This is a genomic window from Myxococcus sp. MH1, from assembly GCF_059738865.1.
The window spans coordinates 7,598,247-7,615,203 of the sequence record NZ_AP026947.1; the positions used below are offsets into that span (position 1 = coordinate 7,598,247).

The 16,957-nt window shown below is 72.0% G+C and carries 12 protein-coding genes; 3 read left to right on the forward strand and 9 right to left on the reverse strand.

The window, feature by feature from the left end; translation table 11 throughout:
- Positions 1-20: 20 nt before the first annotated feature.
- From AC6JA9_RS29700 to AC6JA9_RS29715, 4 genes are all read right to left on the reverse strand, one after another.
- Complete coding sequence (locus tag AC6JA9_RS29700) at positions 21-221, reverse strand: hypothetical protein (protein WP_046715108.1); 201 nt, start codon at positions 219-221, stop codon at positions 21-23.
- Positions 222-331: 110 nt separating this feature from the next.
- The gene (locus tag AC6JA9_RS29705; protein WP_497958200.1) at positions 332-700 is read right to left on the reverse strand and encodes a hypothetical protein; all 369 of its coding nucleotides are present in this window, start codon (positions 698-700) and stop codon (positions 332-334) included.
- A 47-nt stretch (positions 701-747) separates the two neighbouring features.
- A complete protein-coding gene (locus AC6JA9_RS29710; protein WP_223745574.1) occupies positions 748-1,485 on the reverse strand; it encodes a hypothetical protein in 738 nt (245 codons plus the stop codon).
- Positions 1,482-2,165, reverse strand: a complete 684-nt coding sequence (locus AC6JA9_RS29715) for a hypothetical protein (RefSeq protein WP_141326946.1) — start codon at positions 2,163-2,165, stop codon at positions 1,482-1,484. Before AC6JA9_RS29715 ends, AC6JA9_RS29710 begins: the two co-directional genes overlap by 4 nt.
- 156 nt (positions 2,166-2,321) lie before the next feature.
- Here AC6JA9_RS29715 and AC6JA9_RS29720 point away from each other — a divergent pair, with 156 nt between their 5' ends.
- Positions 2,322-3,056, forward strand: coding sequence for a DUF6600 domain-containing protein (locus tag AC6JA9_RS29720; protein ID WP_223784022.1), 735 nt, complete (start codon positions 2,322-2,324; stop codon positions 3,054-3,056).
- Here AC6JA9_RS29720 and AC6JA9_RS29725 read toward each other — a convergent pair.
- Positions 3,048-4,100, reverse strand: a complete 1,053-nt coding sequence (locus AC6JA9_RS29725) for a fatty acid desaturase family protein (protein ID WP_223745572.1) — start codon at positions 4,098-4,100, stop codon at positions 3,048-3,050. The genes AC6JA9_RS29720 and AC6JA9_RS29725 overlap by 9 nt on opposite strands.
- Positions 4,101-4,405: 305 nt before the next feature.
- On the opposite strand from AC6JA9_RS29725, the gene AC6JA9_RS29730 reads away from it, so the two are divergent.
- Positions 4,406-4,876 (forward strand): FBP domain-containing protein, encoded by a 471-nt coding sequence (locus AC6JA9_RS29730; protein WP_223784020.1) that lies wholly within the window; start codon positions 4,406-4,408, stop codon positions 4,874-4,876.
- A gap of 9 nt (positions 4,877-4,885) precedes the next feature.
- Here the strand turns inward: AC6JA9_RS29730 and AC6JA9_RS29735 are convergent, their stop codons facing one another.
- Genes AC6JA9_RS29735 through AC6JA9_RS29750 form a run of 4 tightly spaced genes read right to left on the reverse strand, consistent with a single transcriptional unit; the run spans position 4,886 to position 15,607 of the window.
- A complete protein-coding gene (locus AC6JA9_RS29735) occupies positions 4,886-6,385 on the reverse strand; it encodes a DUF4388 domain-containing protein (protein ID WP_223745570.1) in 1,500 nt (499 codons plus the stop codon).
- Positions 6,386-6,404: 19 nt separating this feature from the next.
- Positions 6,405-8,255 carry a GGDEF domain-containing protein gene (locus AC6JA9_RS29740; RefSeq protein ID WP_497958201.1) on the reverse strand — a complete coding sequence of 617 codons (1,851 nt, stop codon included), beginning with the start codon at positions 8,253-8,255 and terminating at the stop codon, positions 6,405-6,407.
- Between the two features lie 38 nt (positions 8,256-8,293).
- Entirely contained in the window at positions 8,294-9,145 is an 852-nt protein-coding gene (gene dapF, locus AC6JA9_RS29745; RefSeq protein WP_223745568.1) for a diaminopimelate epimerase, read from the reverse strand.
- A gap of 24 nt (positions 9,146-9,169) precedes the next feature.
- Positions 9,170-15,607, reverse strand: a complete 6,438-nt coding sequence (locus AC6JA9_RS29750) for a methyltransferase domain-containing protein (RefSeq protein WP_497958202.1) — start codon at positions 15,605-15,607, stop codon at positions 9,170-9,172.
- Positions 15,608-15,804: 197 nt separating this feature from the next.
- Between AC6JA9_RS29750 and AC6JA9_RS29755 the strand changes: the two genes are divergently transcribed.
- Entirely contained in the window at positions 15,805-16,530 is a 726-nt protein-coding gene (locus AC6JA9_RS29755) for an IF-2 protein (RefSeq protein ID WP_426745636.1), read from the forward strand.
- Positions 16,531-16,957 lie beyond the last annotated feature (427 nt).

Here is a 16,957-nt window from a genome sequence, read left to right on the forward strand (position 1 = left end):
CTGGGTCCCCGCCACCCGACCTAGTTGTCGGTGGCGTCCTCGATCTTGTCGCCCGCCTCCTCGGCGGCGTCCTTGACCGCGTCGCCCGCGTCCTCGGCGGCGTCCTCGGTCTTCTCCGCGGCGCGCTCGGCATCGTTCTTCGCGCTCTCACGCGTGTTGCGGTGGCATCCCACGCCGAACGTCATGGCACCCAGCACCGCGACCAGAAGCAGCTTCTGCACCGTCGTCTCCTATCGTGACGACACCGGGGCGTCCGCCCCGGCGTCGAATGGTGCGCGGGAAGCTAGTCACGACCCGCCGGCTGCCAAGTGCTCACTGCCAACCCTTCGCGTCAGAAGGTGCAGTACCCATTCGTACCGCACGTCCCCTGGAGCCCCTCGCAGACGCAGTTCCAGTCCCCGGCGCAGCGCATGCCAGGGCACACCTGGGGCGTGGGCCCACCTCCGCCTCCACCGCCGCCCGGGTCCGGGTACGTGTACACGCAGTAGTTGTTCTCGCAGACCGCCGTGAGGGCCTCGGGGCAGTTCCACGCGCAAATCCAGTCGTCGCCGCAGCGGGCGCGCCCGCACGTGAGCAGCGAGGCCCCGGTCTCCTCGTCACAAGCCAGGGCCTGCTCCTCGGCAGGTTCGGCCCCCGCGACGAAGGCGAAGGACAACAACAGGGCGACGACCCACGGATACGACGCGCGACGAGAGGACATGCTCGGCTCCTTCGGTTGAACCTCGTTCGACGACGACAGCACGGGCTTCAGGGCGTGGCGCCCACCACCGGCTCGGCGCCGGCGAGCCACCGGGCGACGGCCTCCGCATCCAGGGACTCCATCTCATCGGGCCGCTGTGACTTCGAGCAGCGCACGCCCCCATCGCTCTTGAGCGCCAGCGGATCTCTCGCGAACACCATGAACCCGGTCTCACCGCCGGGCTCCACGCGCGACACCACGTAGTGGTTCTCCGAGGGCGCGCGCGTCTCCGGGTCCTGGAGCAGATACCTGGGAATGTCCGCGAGGGGCGTCCCCGCCTCCAGCCGCGCCACCGCCGCGTGGCACAGGCCCCGCGAGTTCCACGCGCTCTCCATCCTCCAGCGCGGCCAGTTGCTGCGCACCAGGGCCTCGCGTCCCGCCATCAACCAGCCCACGTGGTGGCCGATGCCCACCGACGCCATCGTCGCGCCGAAGAACAGCACCAGGAGCAGCAGGAGCGACACGCTCCAGCGCACGCGCCACGCCTGCGCGCGCTCCGGCTGGAGCTGACGCCACAGCCACCGCAGGAACAGGTGCGAGCCCACCGCGAGAATCCCCGCCACGAGCAGCGCCTCGCCGATGGCGCCCCACCGGAACGTCACCGACGGGCCCACGCTCTTGAGGAAGCCCAGCCACCCGAAGGCGAGCAGGAAGGGCACCTGCAGCACCCAGGACTGACCGATGAAGAGGAAGAACACCATCGTCAGGAGGAAGGTCCCCATCAGGACCTTCTTGAAGAGCTTCATGGCGAACCTCCCAGCACCAGCGCGCGGTGGATGTCACCGATGGGCATCCGTCGGATGTCTCCATCCGTGAAGAGCACCCAGCGCTCCTTGCCGAACAGGCCCGGCTCGTACGCCAGCGGCGCGGAGGGCGCGTCCGCCTTCTGTCCTCCCACGTAGATGAAGTGCAGCCCGGAGTCCCCCAGCACCTTCCAGCGCGCGGCCGGCAGCTCCGTGCCCAGGTCGTTCAGCGGGAAGGCGCCGCCATTCGCCTGGGCATGCGCCCACAGCGCCGTGCGCAGCTCCTCCAGTCGCTGGCGTCGAGCCTGTGACACCAGCTCCGTGTCGGCGGGGAGCTTCGCCTGCGTGAGCTGGTACGTGGCGCCCGTCTTCTCCCAGGCCCCCGGCGTCATCAGCTCGCGTCCGCCGGCAATCATCGACAGGACGAGCTGGAGGGCCAGCCCCACCAGGAACACCAGCGCGAGCGCCGCGCCGTAGCCGAGCCTCGGCAGCCTGGGCACGTCGCGCCTCAGCCGGTTCCACAGCGCCCACACGCCCGCGGACACCAGCAGGAAGACGGCGATGAAGAAGGAGATGGCCTCCAGCCGCTGCTCGGCGAGCTCCGTGAGCAGGAAGTTCGGCATGCCGGCCAGGGCCACCGACGGGCTCAGCGCGGACAGGAGGGCAAGGAGTCTCGGGCGCACGGCCGCCAGTCTGCCCCGCCTGCCCGGCCGGAATCCAACCAGGGGGCGGAGCCATTGCAGCGTCCGGCGCCCGGGGCATCACCCACGAGGCTCACCGCGTTGAACCCAAGGGCACACGCGAGACGGGGTGACATCCACCCACGGGAGGGGCTGGCGATGCGGACATGGAAACCATCCTGGCGCTGGCTGCGCGCGGGCGGCGCGGGCGCGCTGCTGGCCGTGGTCGGCTGCGCGACGGGGAGCGAGCAGTTCGGTCCGCAGGTGAAGGGCAGCTCCACCACGCTGAGCAGCAGCGTGTCCATCTACCGCGACCTGCTGTCCCCCTACGGCGACTGGTTCGAGCTCCCCGAGGTGGGCTGGGTCTGGAAGCCGTACGAAGAGCAGGTCGGCCGCGACTTCGTGCCCTACGCCAGCTTCGGACAGTGGCGCCTGAGCGACTGGGGCTGGACGTTCGACACCGACTTGGAGTGGGGCTGGGCGGCCTTCCACTACGGCCGCTGGTTCGTGACGCCCGCGCACGGCTGGGTGTGGTGGCCCGACGACGAGTGGGCGCCCTCCTGGGTGGACTGGCGCTGGGGGGACGGCCACATCGGCTGGCAGCCCCAACCCGTGCCCGGGCAGCAGGTCAGGCGCCCGTGGACCTTCGTGGCGTCGAGCGACTTCGTGAGCCCCGACGTCAGCCGCTTCCTGGTGCCGCCGGACCAGGAGGCCACGCTCGTGAGCAAGACACAGCCCGTGGGCGAGCGGGTGATGGGGCGCACGGGGCAGTGGAACGCGGGGCCCACCGGCGAGGAGGTCGCGCAGGTGCTCGGCGAGCCCGTGCCGCGCACCGGGCCGCTCGCCCCGCCCACGGGACAACCTCCGCTCACCGGCTCCTCCGCGTCACGCTGACGCGAGGGGGCCGGACACGTGCTCGCGCGTCGCGACGGGCGCGATGGCCGGCCTCCACGCGTCGCGGTAGCGCACCATCCGCCCCAGCGCCGGGTCCCACAGGTTCAGCCGCAGGCAGCCGAGGATGTCGCGCGGGCTCAGCGTGGTGACGTGGGGCGCCTGCAGCTCGGGGATGGCGGCCATCGCCTCCGGCAGCCGGTAGAACGGGATGCGCGGGTTGAGGTGGTGCACGTGGTGGTAGCCGATGTTGCCGGTGAACCACGCCATCACCTTGCCGCAGCGCAGGTAGCTGGAGGCCTCCAGCGCCGCGTCCGCGTGCGTCCAGTCGGACTCCGGCAGCAGGTTCACCTGGTCGAAGTTGTGCTGCGAATAGAACAGGTACGTGCCCAGCGCGTACGCGAGCACCAGCGGCACCAGGAAGGCGAGCAGGTACACCGCCGGCCCGAAGAAGACGCACAGGGCCACCGACAGCGCGAGGTGGACGAAGAGCGCCAGCCCCGACGTCCAGTAGCGCTTCGGGTCCTTCACGAAGGGCACCAGGCACAGGCTGTAGAGGAACGCCGTGAAGTAGCCCAGGAGGATGGTCACCGGATGGCGCTCCACGCGGTAGCCCAGCCGCTGCCAGCCGGAGGCCTGACGCCACTGCTCGGTGGTCCACGTGACGAAGGTGCCCGCGGAGTCCGCGGCGATGCGCGCCGTGTTCGCGTGGTGGTGGTTGTGCGTGTCGTTCCAGATGCGCGCGGGCGTGAGCGTCAGGATGCCCTGCACGTGGAACAGCACCTTCGCCCACTTCGACGTCGGCAAGAGCGCGCCGTGCATCGCGTCGTGGAAGAGGATGAACGCGCGGATGAGGACGAGCGCCTCCAGCACCGCGCCCACCACCTTGAGGGGCCACCAGGGCGCGGCCACCGCCAGCGTCACCGCCGCCGCGAGCGCGGCATAGGTGGCCACCACGTTCCATCCCGAGCGCGCCACGTCCTGCGTGGCGAAGGGACGGGTCCTTGCGATGAGCTCCTTGCTCGAGAGCGGCGCGGCGCGGTCCATGGACGGAGGGCTCCTGACAGGGGTGTGGCCGGCGCGAACACGCCGGAGTCGATGAGCCTGCTTGTCTCATCGCCATGTCACGCGTGAGTCAGCCCGCGACGCATGCGCTCGCCGGACGGCCATGACGCAGTGCCTCTTTCATTCCCGCCGGGGTGTGGACTCGCGCACGGTGTCAGCGCCCCCGCACGCCCGAGGGGCGGCCACCCGCCAGGCCTGGGGCCGGAGCGGGGCCTGGCTTCCTGGTGGGTTCGGGTAGAATCAGCAACCGCTGCCTGTTAGGTCCAGACGTACGCCAAGGAGCAGCCGTGTTCCGATTCGAGTCCGACCGGGACCTCATCGAGTCCTTCCGCCCCAGAGACCTCCGCGTCATGGAGATGCCGCCGGGCCTCTCCTTCCCCCTGTTCGTCCGTGACTACCTGGCCTGGACCGAGACGTCCGGCCTGCGCGTGTACCTCATCTTCTCCGCGCCCGGCAGCCGGCAGCCCATCGGCATCATCTTCCGACGCGACTCGATGGGCGGGGAGAACGTCACCCGCATGTGCGAGTGGTGCCACCACTCCGGCGCGTCGAGCGAGGTGACCCTGCTCACCACCGACGTGAACAACAAGCGCCGCGTGGGCATCAGCCTGTGCGCGGACCTCCAGTGCAAGGAGCGCCTGGAGGACGCGGCCGACCGCGCCGGCCGGCACGCGCTCGAGGCGCTGGAGCAGCTGCGCGCCCGGATGTTCCGCTTCGCGAACGAGGCGCTCGGCATCGAGCTCGAGCCCGCCGCCTGACGTCCCCCGCTACCCCGCGGAGGCGCTCGCGCGCTGGACCTGGGGCACGCCCGGCAACATGGGCGCCGGGTTGAGGGCCTGGACCAGCAGCGCCCGCAGCGCCTCGCCCAAATCGTCCACCACGCTCAGCGCGCCGGCCGGAGAGCCCTGGAGGCTCTGGGGCACGTCCAGCCCCACGACGACGACGGGCATGCGCGCCTCCCACGCCAGGTAGTGCGCCAGGCCCACCGCGGGCTCGGACACGTCCAGGAGCAGCGCGCCCACGGCGCCCGCGCTGAAGGGCCGCCACAGGGGCCGCGCGGCCTCGGCGGGAGGCAGCACGCAGAAGTCCAGCCGCAGCACCTCGCTGAGCACCAGCCGCCCCAGCGTGCCGAAGCCGCTCTTCACCGCGGTGGGCTCCGCGGACAGGGCCTCCAGCCCCGGCACGCGCGCCATGATTCGCCGCGCCGCCGCCGCGCCGCTGCCGCACACGAAGATCTTGGCGGTGGCCACCTTCGCCGGCGCCTTGGTGCGCAGGATGCGGCCGCGCAGCGCGTGCACCTCGGCGGCGCCCAAGAGCTCGCCCGCGTTCGCGTCCGTGCCCGCCGCGTCCGCCAGCTTCGCCACGCCCCGCTGCATCAGCGTGGACAGCACGCCCAGCACTTCCAGGTCCGTGGCGGGCGCCAGGTCCAGCACCTCGCCCAGGGCCCGGGGCTGGCGCAGCAGGTCCACCACCTGCGCCGTCACCGGGTGCTGGTCCTGCTGCAGCGCCAGGTCCGGCGCGAGCATCAGCCGCGTGTGACGCGGAGGCAGGCCCGGCAAGAGCCGGTTCACCTCGTCCGACTGGCGCATGCCCTCCAGCAGCGCGTCGTCCATGGCGCGGTTGATGCGCGCCTTCGCGGCGTTCGCGCCCGGCGAGAAGGTGAAGGTGCCGTCGCCCCAGGCCAGCAGGCGGAACAGGGCCTTCTCCCCTTCCACGCGGCCCAGCTTCGAGTTGACGGGGCGGCCCTCCACCACGTGGATCTCCCCGCGCTCGTTGCCGCGCTCCAGCGACAGCTTGCCGCTGCGCCGGTTCATGCCGAGCAGCTGCATCAGGTCGGGGATGCTCAGCTGGCTGAGCGAGCCTTCGATCTCCTGCTGCTCGACCTTGAGGTCCTTGGCCGCCTCGTTGCGCCGGAAGATGTGCTCGATGCGGCTGAGCACCTCGTCCAGGTTGAAGGGCTTGCGCAGGTAGCCGTCGCGCAGGCCCCGGTAGCGGTCGCCGTCGAAGCTGGACGTGGTGAGGACGACGGGGATGTCCTCGGTGCGCGGGTTGGTGCGCAGGATCTGGATGAAGGTGCGCGCCTCCAGCAGCCGACAGTGCTCGTCGAACAGCGTGAGGTCCGGGTGGCGCAGCACCGCCACCTCCAGCGCCCGCGAGCCATCCGGCGCGTAGTGCACCTGATATCCCTTGGTGCGCAGCGCGCGGGACAGCGCGCGCACGGACTCGAGGTCGGGGTCGGCGATGAGGATCTTGCGCACCTGGGCCACGACGACGCTCCGCTTCGTATCAGTAGGGCTGCAGGTCGTACTCGGCCTGCAGCTTGGAGATGAGCCCGTCCACCACCGCGGTGTCCGAGGTGTGGAAGCCCCACGTCGCCCCGCGTCCCCGCCGCTGGATGAGCGCGTACGCCGCGCTCTCCGACAGCCAGAGGATGAACTCGTGCCGCGCCACCCGCTCGTCGCCCTCCAGGAACACGGGCGTCAGCGCCGGGTGCGACTCCAGGTCCATGCGCCGGCCCAACAGGTAGATGCGCGAGGACAAGTCCGGCGGCGCCGACTCCAGGCCCGCCGCGATGGGCAGGTCCGAGCGGATCTCCGGCCCGCCCACGTACAGCAGGCCGCGCGAGCCCGGATCTCTCATCAGCTCGCGGGCGATCTCCGCCTGCAGCTCGTCGAAGAGCACGTCCGCCACCTTGCCCCGGCGGCTGGGCTCGGCGCGCTCGTCCACCGGCAGCTTGGGGCTGTTGGGCGTGCCCAGCAGCAGGTCCACCTCGTCCCAGAACGGCAGCCCGTCCAGCATCAGCCGCCGCTGCAGCGACGCGCGGCGCTCGTCCATCCGGCGCCGGCAGCGGTGCACCAGCTCGTCGAAGTCCTCGCCGTCCTTGGGGAAGGTGCTCGCGCCGCCCACCAGCGCCAGGGGCAGCCGCTGCTCCACGTCCTGGACCTCGGGCTCCTCGCGCACCGCCGCCACCGCGCGGCGCACAAACATCATGGCCCCGAAGAAGTCCGTCTCCGGCAAGAGCAGGTAGAACTCCTGGTCGCTCGCCTTCGCGATGACGTCCGAGTCGCGGATGATCTTGCTGAGCGCCTTGATGATGCCGCGCACCGCTTTCTTCGCGTCCGCCGCCCCCTGCCGCACCCGCACCAGCGGCAGGTTGTCGATGGAGAACGTCAGCAGCGAGAAGGTGCGGCCGTAGCGCCGGGCCTTGTAGATCTCCTTGGACGCGTAGTCGGTGAAGTAGCTGAGGTTGTAGGCCGCCGTCTCGCGGTCCCTCAGGCCCAGCCGCTGCAGCGCCATCATCCGGCGGCCGTTCTTCACGCCCACCGCGGCGAAGTCCGCCAGCACGCGCGCGTCGCGGGAGTGCTCCTGACGGAAGTCCCCGGCCAGCGGGTCGGACAGCTGCGCCAGGCCCACGATTTCCCCCGTGGCCATCAGCGGCACGTACAACACCGCCGAGCGCTCATCCCGCGCGAACCAGGGCTGCGCGTCCTTGAGCCGGATGGCCAGCGGCCCCTCGGGGCTCATGCGCTCGGCGAGGAACTGCTTGTCGAGCAGGCCCCGGTACGCGCGCAGCACCAGGTCACCCCGGTCATCCAGCACCCACAGCGCGGCGCTCTGCGCGTCGCACACCGCCGACAGCTCCGAGATGATGCGCTCCTGCAGCCACTCCAGATCCGACTGGGAGATGAGCTCCAGGCAGCGCTGGTGCAGGTTGTGGAAGCGCGCGAACTCCATGTTCTCGTCGCGCAGCTGGGCCCGCTCCTTGCGCAGGGCGGCGCGCTCCAGGGCGCGGTCCACCGCGAGCACCAGGTCCGCCTCGTCCACGGGCTTGGCCAGACAGTCCGCCGCGCCCGAGCGCAGCGCCATCTCCGAGCCCTTGATGTCGGTGCGCTGGCTGACCAGGATGACCTCCTGGTCCGGGTCCCTCTCGCGCAGGCGTGCGGTGAGCGCGAAGCCGTCCACGCCCGGCATCACCACGTCGGTGATGACCAGGTCGAAGGGCGTGCGGGCCGCTTCCTCGAGCGCGGCCGTGCCGTTCTCCACGGAGACGACGCGGTGCCCATGACGGGCCAGCATGTCGCTGGCGAGCTGGCGGAAGAACAGGTCGTCGTCGACGACGAGAATGGGACCGGCCACGCGCTGTCTGACCCGGGTGCGAAGGGGGAGGTCGGAGGTTACCGGCCCCCAGCAAGCCCGACAACGCCCTCGAAGACGAAGGCGACCGGTCCCCGGAGGCGGATGTCGGACAGGTCGGCGGGCACGCGGATGCCCAGGTCGCCTCCTGGCAGGGTGACTCGCAGCCAGGTCTCGGGGGGCAGGCGTCCGGCCAGCACCGCCGCCACCGCGGACGCGCACGCCCCGGTGCCACACGCCTGGGTGAGGCCACAGCCCCGCTCCCACACCACGACGGTGAGGCCATCCGGCTCCACCCGGACGAACTCCACGTTGGTGCGGTCCTGGAAGGAGGGATGCCGCTCCAGCTCGGGCCCCAGCCTCGGCGCGTCCTCCAGCGGTCTGTCGAGCAGGACCAGGTGCGGGTTGCCCATGCTCACCGCGGACGCGCGCAGCTCGGGGTGTCCGGGCAGGGGCGTGTCCAGGAACGGACGCCCCGTGGCGCCCGACGGGAGGTTCGGGGCGACGAGCCGTGCCGGCCCCATGGAAATGTCCACTGAGACCACCCCGCCGTCTCCGTAGCCGGGCATGCAGGTGAGCACTCCGGCGCCCGTCTCCACGTCGATGCGCGCGGGCGTCTCCGGGGAGTGGTCGACCAGGTACTTCACCGCGCAGCGCAGGCCGTTGCCGCACATCTCCGCGATGCTGCCGTCAGCGTTGTGGACGACCATGCGAGCCAGGCCGTGCTCGGAGGGCAGGAGCGAGAGCACACCGTCCGCGCCGATGCCCAGGCGGCGGTCGCACATCCAGCGTGACGTGTCGGCGTCGATGTCCACCCCGGACCGGCGACGGTCCAGGACGACGAAGTCATTGCCCAGACCCTGGTACTTGAAGATGCGCTCGCGTGCGTCCACGAGCGCAATCCTAGTCGCGGAACGTCACTCGCGCTCGTCCGCCTTTTTCGGCGGCGAGGGGTCGGGCATGTCGAGCGCGGGCACGGCGGTGCGTGGCGGCTTGACCTGGGGGATGGTGGGCGTGCGGACGGGGATGCCGCCCGGGGGCGTGTGCACCACGCCCGTACGCCGGGACAGCTCGCTCTTGACGGCCTTGAGCTCGGCGTTGGCGCGCTCGTAGATGTCCTGGACGGGGTTGGCGCCGGTCCGCGCCGTCTGGCGGCGCAGGGTGGCCAGCTCCGTCTCCTGGGCCTCGAGCTGGGTCTGGAGCGAGTCCACCAGGGACTGGAGGTGCTCCATCTCCGCGGCCATCTCCAGGACGGCCTCGGGCTGGGAGGAGGCCTTGAGCGCCTCGGTGGCGGCGAGCAGCTCGTTGCGCTCGGCCTCGATGGAGGACAGGCGCGCCTGCTGGTCCTTCACGAGCGACTCCAGGCGCTCACGCTCGTAGCGGTCCTTGAGGAGCTCCTGCTTCTCGGCGGTGAGGGCCTGGGCCTGGTCCTGGAGGCGCGTCAGCTCCGTGCGCAGGGTGGCGAGACGGTCGGACGTGGAGCCGTCCTTCTGCTGGAGCTGGCGGCGGGCCTCGTCGAGGGACTCGGAGAGGCGGGTGCGCTCGGCGCGCTCGGTGTCGAGCATGCGGACGGCGTCGGTGGACGCGGTCTCCATGGCGGTGATGCGGCCTTCCAGGCGGACGCGCGCGGCGCGGGCCACGGTCAGGTCGGACTGGAGGCGCTCGCGCTCGGCCTCGGCGCGGGCTGCGCGCTCCTGGAGGGACTGGAGGGAGGCGGCGCTCTGGGTGGCGGCGGACTCCAGCTCGGAGAGACGTGCTTCGAGCTCGGCGCGGCGGGACTCGAAGCCGGTGGTGGCCTCGGTCAGGCGGGCCTCGAGGGCGGCCTTCTCCGCGAGCCGGGCATCGCGCTCCTCGCGCAGGCTGACGGTGCTGGACTCCAGGTCGGCGAGTCGCGACTCCAGTTCGACGCGGCTCGCGCGCTCGGTGTCGAGCTGCGACGTGCTGTCACGGAGGCGGGACTCCAGCTCGGCGCTCCCCAGCCGCGCGGCCTCGAGCAGCGCCGCGGACTGCGTGAGGCGGGAGGTCAGCTCGGCCAGCTCCACGCGATGGGCCTCGAGCTGCTCGGAGGTCTGCGTGATGCGGACATCCAGCGCGGTGCGCTCCGCGCGCTCGGTGTCGAGCTGGGACGCGACCTCCAAGAGTCGGGCCTCCAGGGTGTTCCGCTCCGTCCGCTCGGTATCGAGCCGCGAAGTGGTCTCGGTGAGCCGCGCATCCAGCGCGGTGCGCTCGGCTCGCTCGGCGTCGAGCCGCGTCGTGGTCTCGGAGAGCCGGGCATCCAGCGCGCTCCGCTCGGCTCGCTCGGCGTCGAGCCGCGTCGTGGTCTCGGAGAGCCGGGCATCCAGCGCGGTGCGCTCCGCGCGCTCGGTGTCGAGCTGCGCGGTGGTGTCCGCGAGTCGCGCGTCCAGGGTGCCCCGCGCCGTCTGGTGCGTCTCCAGGTGCGCGGTGAGGTCGGCGAGCCGGGCATCCCAGTCCGCGCGCGCCTGCTCCAGCGCCTCGGTGGTCTCGCGCAGGCGGGTCTCCAGCGTCGCGGCGCGCTCCTGCTCCGTCCGAGCCGTCTCGGTGACTCGCGCCAGCTCGGCGCGGGTCGCCTCCAGCGAGGCGCGCTCGCTCTCGAGCGTGCTCTCCATCGCGGTGGCCTTGCCCGCGAAGCGCCGTGCCGTCTCGAGCTGCACCATGAGCAGCTCGGCGTTCTCGCGCTGGGCCACCAGTCGCTCGCGCGCGTCCACCAACTCCGCGTCGAGACGCGCGAGCTGCGCCCCACGCTCGTGCAGCGCGGCCATGGCGCGCTGGAGCTCCACCCCCAGGCGCATCACCTCCTGACGCGCGGCCATCAGCTGGGTCAGCTCACCGCGAAGGTCCAGCACCTCCTGACGGGTGGCCTCCAGGGTGTTCTCGGTCTTCTCCAGCTCCGCCTCGCGCAATGTGGCGACCTCGGCGAGCTTCGAGGCCTGGGCCTCGCCTTCGCGCACCTGCTCCCGCAGACGCTCCATCTGGGTCTGCAGCTCTTGCAGCGTCCAATCCCGCTCGGAGAGCTGGGCATCCACGGCGCGCTTCGCGGCCTCGGACTCGCCCAGGGACGTCTCGAGCGAGGACAGCCGGGCCTCCAGGGCCTCGCGCTGCGCCAGGGTCGAGGCTTCGACCTGGGCGCGATCCGTCTCCAGTCGCTCCACCGACTCGCGCAGCGACTGCTCACGGCTCGTGAGCTCCGCCAGCTCCGCGCGGACTTGCGCCAGGGCCTCACGCTCACGAGTCAGCTCCGCGCGAGTCGCCTGTCCACCTTCCTGCTCGGTCGCGAGGGCCGCACGGACCTGGGCCAGCGAGGCTTCCACCTCGGCGCGAGCCGTCTCCTCGGCGGACAGCGAGTCCCGGGTGCGAGCCAACGTCGCATCCACTTCGGCGCGAGCGCGCTGCTCGGCCTCGAGTCGTTCGTGGACGCGCGCGAGCCCGGCCTCACCGTCACTGCGCTCCTGACGTTCGGTCTCCAGCTCCGCGCGGGCGGCGGCCAGCGCCTCTCGCTCCGAGGACAGCTCGGAGACCAGCGCCTCGCGAGCCTCTCGCTCCGCCGTGAGCAACCGGCGAGCCTCCGCCAATGAGGCCTGGGACTGGAGTTCACTTTGTTCCAACGCCTCGCGAGCCTGCACCAGCGACGCGGACTCCCGGGTGCGCTGCTCGACTTCCGACTCGAGTTGGAGCCGCGCCGCGGACAGCGCCTCGTCCGCGCGGGCCTTCAGCGCCTCGATTTCGGCGATGCGGGCCAGCGCCGCCTCGAGCTCCGCCTCGGCACGAGCCTTCTCGTCGGACTCCTTTCGAGCACGAGCCTCGACTTCGGCGAGCGTGGCTTCGACGCGGGCTCTGTCTTCTGCCTCCTTCTGAGCACGAGCTTCCGCCTCGGCGAGCGCAGCCCCGGCCTGCGCCCGCTCTTCGGCCGCCCGCTGAGCGCGGGCCTCGACCTCGGAGAGCGACGCCTCGACGCGAGCCCGGTCCTCAGCCGACTTCAGAGCACGGGCCTCGACCTCAGAGAGCGCCGCCTCGACACGGGCCCGCGCCTCGACCTCATTCAGCGCGCGGGCCTCGACCTCGGAGAGCGCAGCCTCGACACGGGCCCGCTCCTCGGCCTCCCTCAGAGCCCGAGCCTCGACCTCGGAGAGCGCAACCTCGACACGGGCCCGCGCCTCGGACTCCTTCAGAGCCCGAGCCTCGACCTCGGAAAGCGCAACCTCGACACGAGCCCGCTCCTCGGCCTCCTTCAGAGCCCGAGCTTCCGCCTCGGCGAGCGCCACCTCGATACGAGCCCGGTCCTCGGCCTCGCGTCGAACCCGCGCGGCCACGTCGGCGAGCGACTCCTCGACCCGGGCCTTGTCCTCGCCACCCTTCCGAGCGCGCTCCTCCGCCTCCGCGAGCGACGCCTCGATGCGAGCCTTCGCATCCGCCTCCCGCTGGACGCGCGCCATCGTCTCGGCGAGCTCCGCCTCGACCTCGGAAGCACGAGCCTCCGACTCGACGAGCGAAGCCTCGACACGGGCCCGGTCCTCCGCCTCCTTCTGAGCGCGGTCCCGAGCCTCGGCGAGCAACTCCGCGACCCGGGCCTTGTCCTCGCCCTCCAGGCGCAGACGCGTCTCCGCCGCCTCGACCCGAGACCGCTCCTCCAGGAGACTCGCCTCGACCCGCGCCTTCGCGTCGCTCTCGCGCGACAGCTCGACGCGAAGCTCCGCGAGCATCGCCTCGACCTGCCCGCGCCGCTCGGACTCCTCCTGGAGTCGAGCCTGGGCCTCCGCCAGCGTGCCCTCGACGTGGGTGCGCTGCTGGCCCTCGCCCTGGAGTCGCCCCTGGGCCTCCGCCAGGGACTCCTCGGCCCGGGTCCTCCGCTGGAGCTCCTCCTGGAGCTGGACCTGCACATCCCCGAGCGCCGCCTCCCACCGCGCGCGCCGCTCCGCCTCCGCGTCCAACGCCTCGCGGCTCTGCGCGAGCGCCTGTCGCGCCTCGCTCAGCCCCGCCTCGGCCTCCGCGAGCGCCGCTTCCGAAGACTCCCGGCGCGCCTTCTCCGTCTCCAGCTCCGCGCGCAGCACCTCCAACGCGGAGCCCGACTTCAACCGTCCCTCCCGCTCGGCCTCGAGCATCGCCTGGACCTCCGCCAGCGAAGCCTCCAGCGTCGCCCGCCGCTCCACCTCCGCGTCCAGCGCCTCACGGGTCCGCGCCAGCGTGGCCTCGGCCTCCACGAGCCGCTGCGTCGCGCTCTCCAGCTTGCCGCGAGACACCCGCAGCGCGTCCTCGACCGCGGCGCGAGCCTCGCGCTCCTGGTCCAGCTCGCCGCCCACCCGCGCGGCCAGCGCCGCCGTGGAGTCCCGCTCCTCCCGCGCCGTCTCCAGGTCCGCCTGCGCGGCCTGCAGCGTCGCCTCCAGCTCCTCCGCCCGCGCCGACTCCTCACGACGGGAACGACTGAGCGAGGAGACCTCCGCCTCCAGCTCCACCACTCGCCGCACCAGCGCCTGACGCTCGTCCTCCAGCTCCCGCTTGCGAGCCTCGGTCTCCGCGCGGATGGCGGCCTCGGTGCGAGCCTCCTCCCCCAGCACCTCCACCCTGCCCCGCTCGACCTGGAGCTCCCCCTCCAGCGCCGACAGCCGCGCCTGGAGCTGGGCACGCTCCGCCTCCAACGTCCCGGCAAGCCCCGCCTCGACCCGGGCGCGCTCCTCCTCCAATCCGGAGATGCGCACGCGGGCCTCGTGAAGCGACTCCTCCAGCTTCTGGGACGTCGCCCGGGCCAGGGCCTCGCGCTCGGTGAGCTCCGCCAGCTCGCGCGTCAGCCGAGCCTCGCGCGCCTGCGCGGCGACGAGCTCCGTCTCCTGCCCGCGCCCCTCGGCCTGGAGCGCCTCCAGCCGGGCCTCCGCGTCCCGCCGCGAGCCCTCGGCCGACGCCGCCCGCAGCGACGCCTCCGTCAGCTCCCGCGTCGCGCGCGCCAGCTCCGCTTCCTTCAAGGACAGGGCCGCCGCCGCCTCGCGCGCGGCCTCCTCGGCCCGAGCCGTCCCAATCTTCAGGTGCTCCACCGCCGCCAGGGCCGCCGAGTACTGCTCGGCGATGCGCAGCTCCCGCTCCCGCGCGGCCTCCGCGGCGCGACGCCGGTCCTCCACCTGCTCCCCGGCGCGCTCCGCCACCAACCGGTCCTTCTCCCGGTCGATGCGCAGCGTGGTCAGCTCATCCTGCAGCTCACGCACCTGCGTGTACGCCGCCGTCAGCCGCTCCCGAGCCTCCTCCAGGGACGCGGCCTGCTCCTCACGGCGCGCGCGCTCCAGCCGGAGCGTCTCCTGCCCCGCGAGCAGCTGGACACCGGCCTCCGCCTGCGCCCGCTGCGCCGCCTCCACCTCCAACCGCTGCGCCGTCAGCCGACGGTCCGCGTCCCCCAGCCGCTCGTGCGCGACCTGGAGCTCCAGCTCCCGCCGACGCAGCTTCCCGGCCAGGTCATCGCGCTCGCGCTGCGACTCCGGTGTGCCCCGCGCCTGCTCCAGCTGCGCGGTGAGCCGGGCCACCTCCTCGCGCGCCTCCTCCAACACCGGCTTGAGCGAGGCGACCTCCTCCTCGCGCGCCGTCAGCTCGGTGCGAAGCCGCGTCAGCGACTCCTTCAACCGCCCGCTGCGCTCCTCCCAGGACTTCGCGCGGGCGACCACCTCATCCAGCTTGCCCCGCGTGAAGGCCAAAGGCTCCGGCGGCAGCTGCACCCACGTGGGGTCCACCACCCGCGCCGGCTCCAGCCCCGCCACCACCACGAAGTACGCCGCCTCGCTGGTCTGCACCAGCGAGCCATCCACCTGCAGCCCATCCCCCTTCTCGAACGCCAGCTGGTACCCCAGCACCGGCGACTGCGTGGCCACCTCCACCTGGGGGAAGTGCACGTTGAGCGCATCCAGGAGCAGCCCGTACGTCGGCGGCGGCGGGCCCTCCTCGGCCTCCAGCAGCTGCGGCAGCGCCAGGCCCGCGATGTTGCGCAGGCCGCCCACCAGGAAGCCCTGCTTCGCCACCAGCCGCGCCAGCTCCGCGAGCAGCTCCGGGGCCCGGACGTACGGGGCCAGGTCCGCCACCATCACCACGTCGAAGCTGCCCGGCTCGAAGTCGTCGTAGATGTTGGCGCGGTAGCGCAGCGTGGGCCCACCGTGCGCCTTCTGCGCCGCCGACGCCGCCTTCACGTCCGCGTCGCACGCCACCACCGCGCGCGCGCCACGCTCCAGCAGGAAACGCGCGCTCTCGCCTCCGGTGGAGGCCACCGCGTCGACCTCCAGCACCCGGCGGCGCGCGAAGAGGCTCTCGGCGAAGATGTAGCGGGGCAGCAGTTCACTGGGCCCCATGCGACGGAATGTGTGATGCATGGGTGTGTTCGGGGGTAGGAGTATAGCCGTGGGCCTCCGCGCCCCAAGGAAAGCGCCAGGCCATACGGTGGCCCCGGCGCCCGGACGTCAGGAGAGCAGGCGACATGAACGGAGCGGCACAGCAGGGCTTTGGCTATCGCGCACGGCGGACCTTCACGCGGTTGCTCGTGTTTTTCCTGATTATTGGACTCGGAGGCGTGGTCGTCTTCCTCCTGTCCCAGCTCAACGCGCGCACCTTCACCCTGGCCCCCGTGGACGGGCAGCTCGTCGTGATGAAGGGCCGCATGGCCCCCATGGGCGCCGTCCCCTACCGCCCCGGCGACCCCCGGCTCGCGGACGCCTACGCCCCCATCCCCCTGGAAGGACAGGACGTGATGGCGCTGACGATGAACAAGTACACCGAGCGCGACGAGCTGGACCGGGCCCTCTTCCCCCTCCTGGAGTCCCTGGCCCGCCCGCGCATCAACTCCGAGGAGCCCGCCAAGGTGGAGCAGGGCCTGTACTACCTGCGCCGGGCCGAGAAGCTCTCCGGCGTCACCGAGGAGCAGCGCCTCACCCTCCAGAAGCTCATGACCGAGGTGGCCTTCTTCCAGGCCCGCCAGAAGCTCGAGGACGCGCGCAAGCTGGTCAGCGACGCCCTGGTCCAGCTCAAGCTCGCCGCCGAGAGCCAGACGCGCCACGCGCGCAGCGCCCACCAGATGCTCACCGTCGTCACCCCGCCCGCCCGGGAGCTCGAGGAGGCCCTCCGCCGCGCTGTCCACACCCTCAGCGGGCCCCAGGAGGTCCCCCAGGCGGCGCCTCCCGCCCAGCCCGTCCAGTCACCCCCACCCGCACCCACACCGACCTCGCCGGAGGGGGCTCCCGAGGGGGCCTCGCCCACGCCGCCGGTCGATTCGGGCGTGGACTCGGGGACGACTCCCTGAGAGGGGCGCGCAACATCCGTCCTCCCAGGTCCGATTCGGGGCGCTTCGTACGGAGCGTCTCCGGACCTGGGACTCAGTGTTGTGAGGAGAACGTGACGGAGACCGTTGGAGATCGATCATAGATTGCAAGGGACGGACCTACCCAAGCACTAGATCTCGCGTTGACACCAACGGGTGCCCCCCATACCTTGTGCCCGGTCGACGACGCCCCACCATTCCGGTGGCGTCCCAAAGGGCTCAGGGAGGGGTTGTGGTTTCTTTACACACAGTAATCTACCCCGTATGTCGCCTGTGCCCTCCGGTCGCCTTGAGACCGTAGGTCCGCTGCGGTAGAGCGGGCCTTGTTCCCTACACATCCGTGCAGTTGTTTTCGTGGCCCGGGAAACCCCTCCCAGGGCAAGCTCCCCGCTTGTCCCTGTGGCCACGC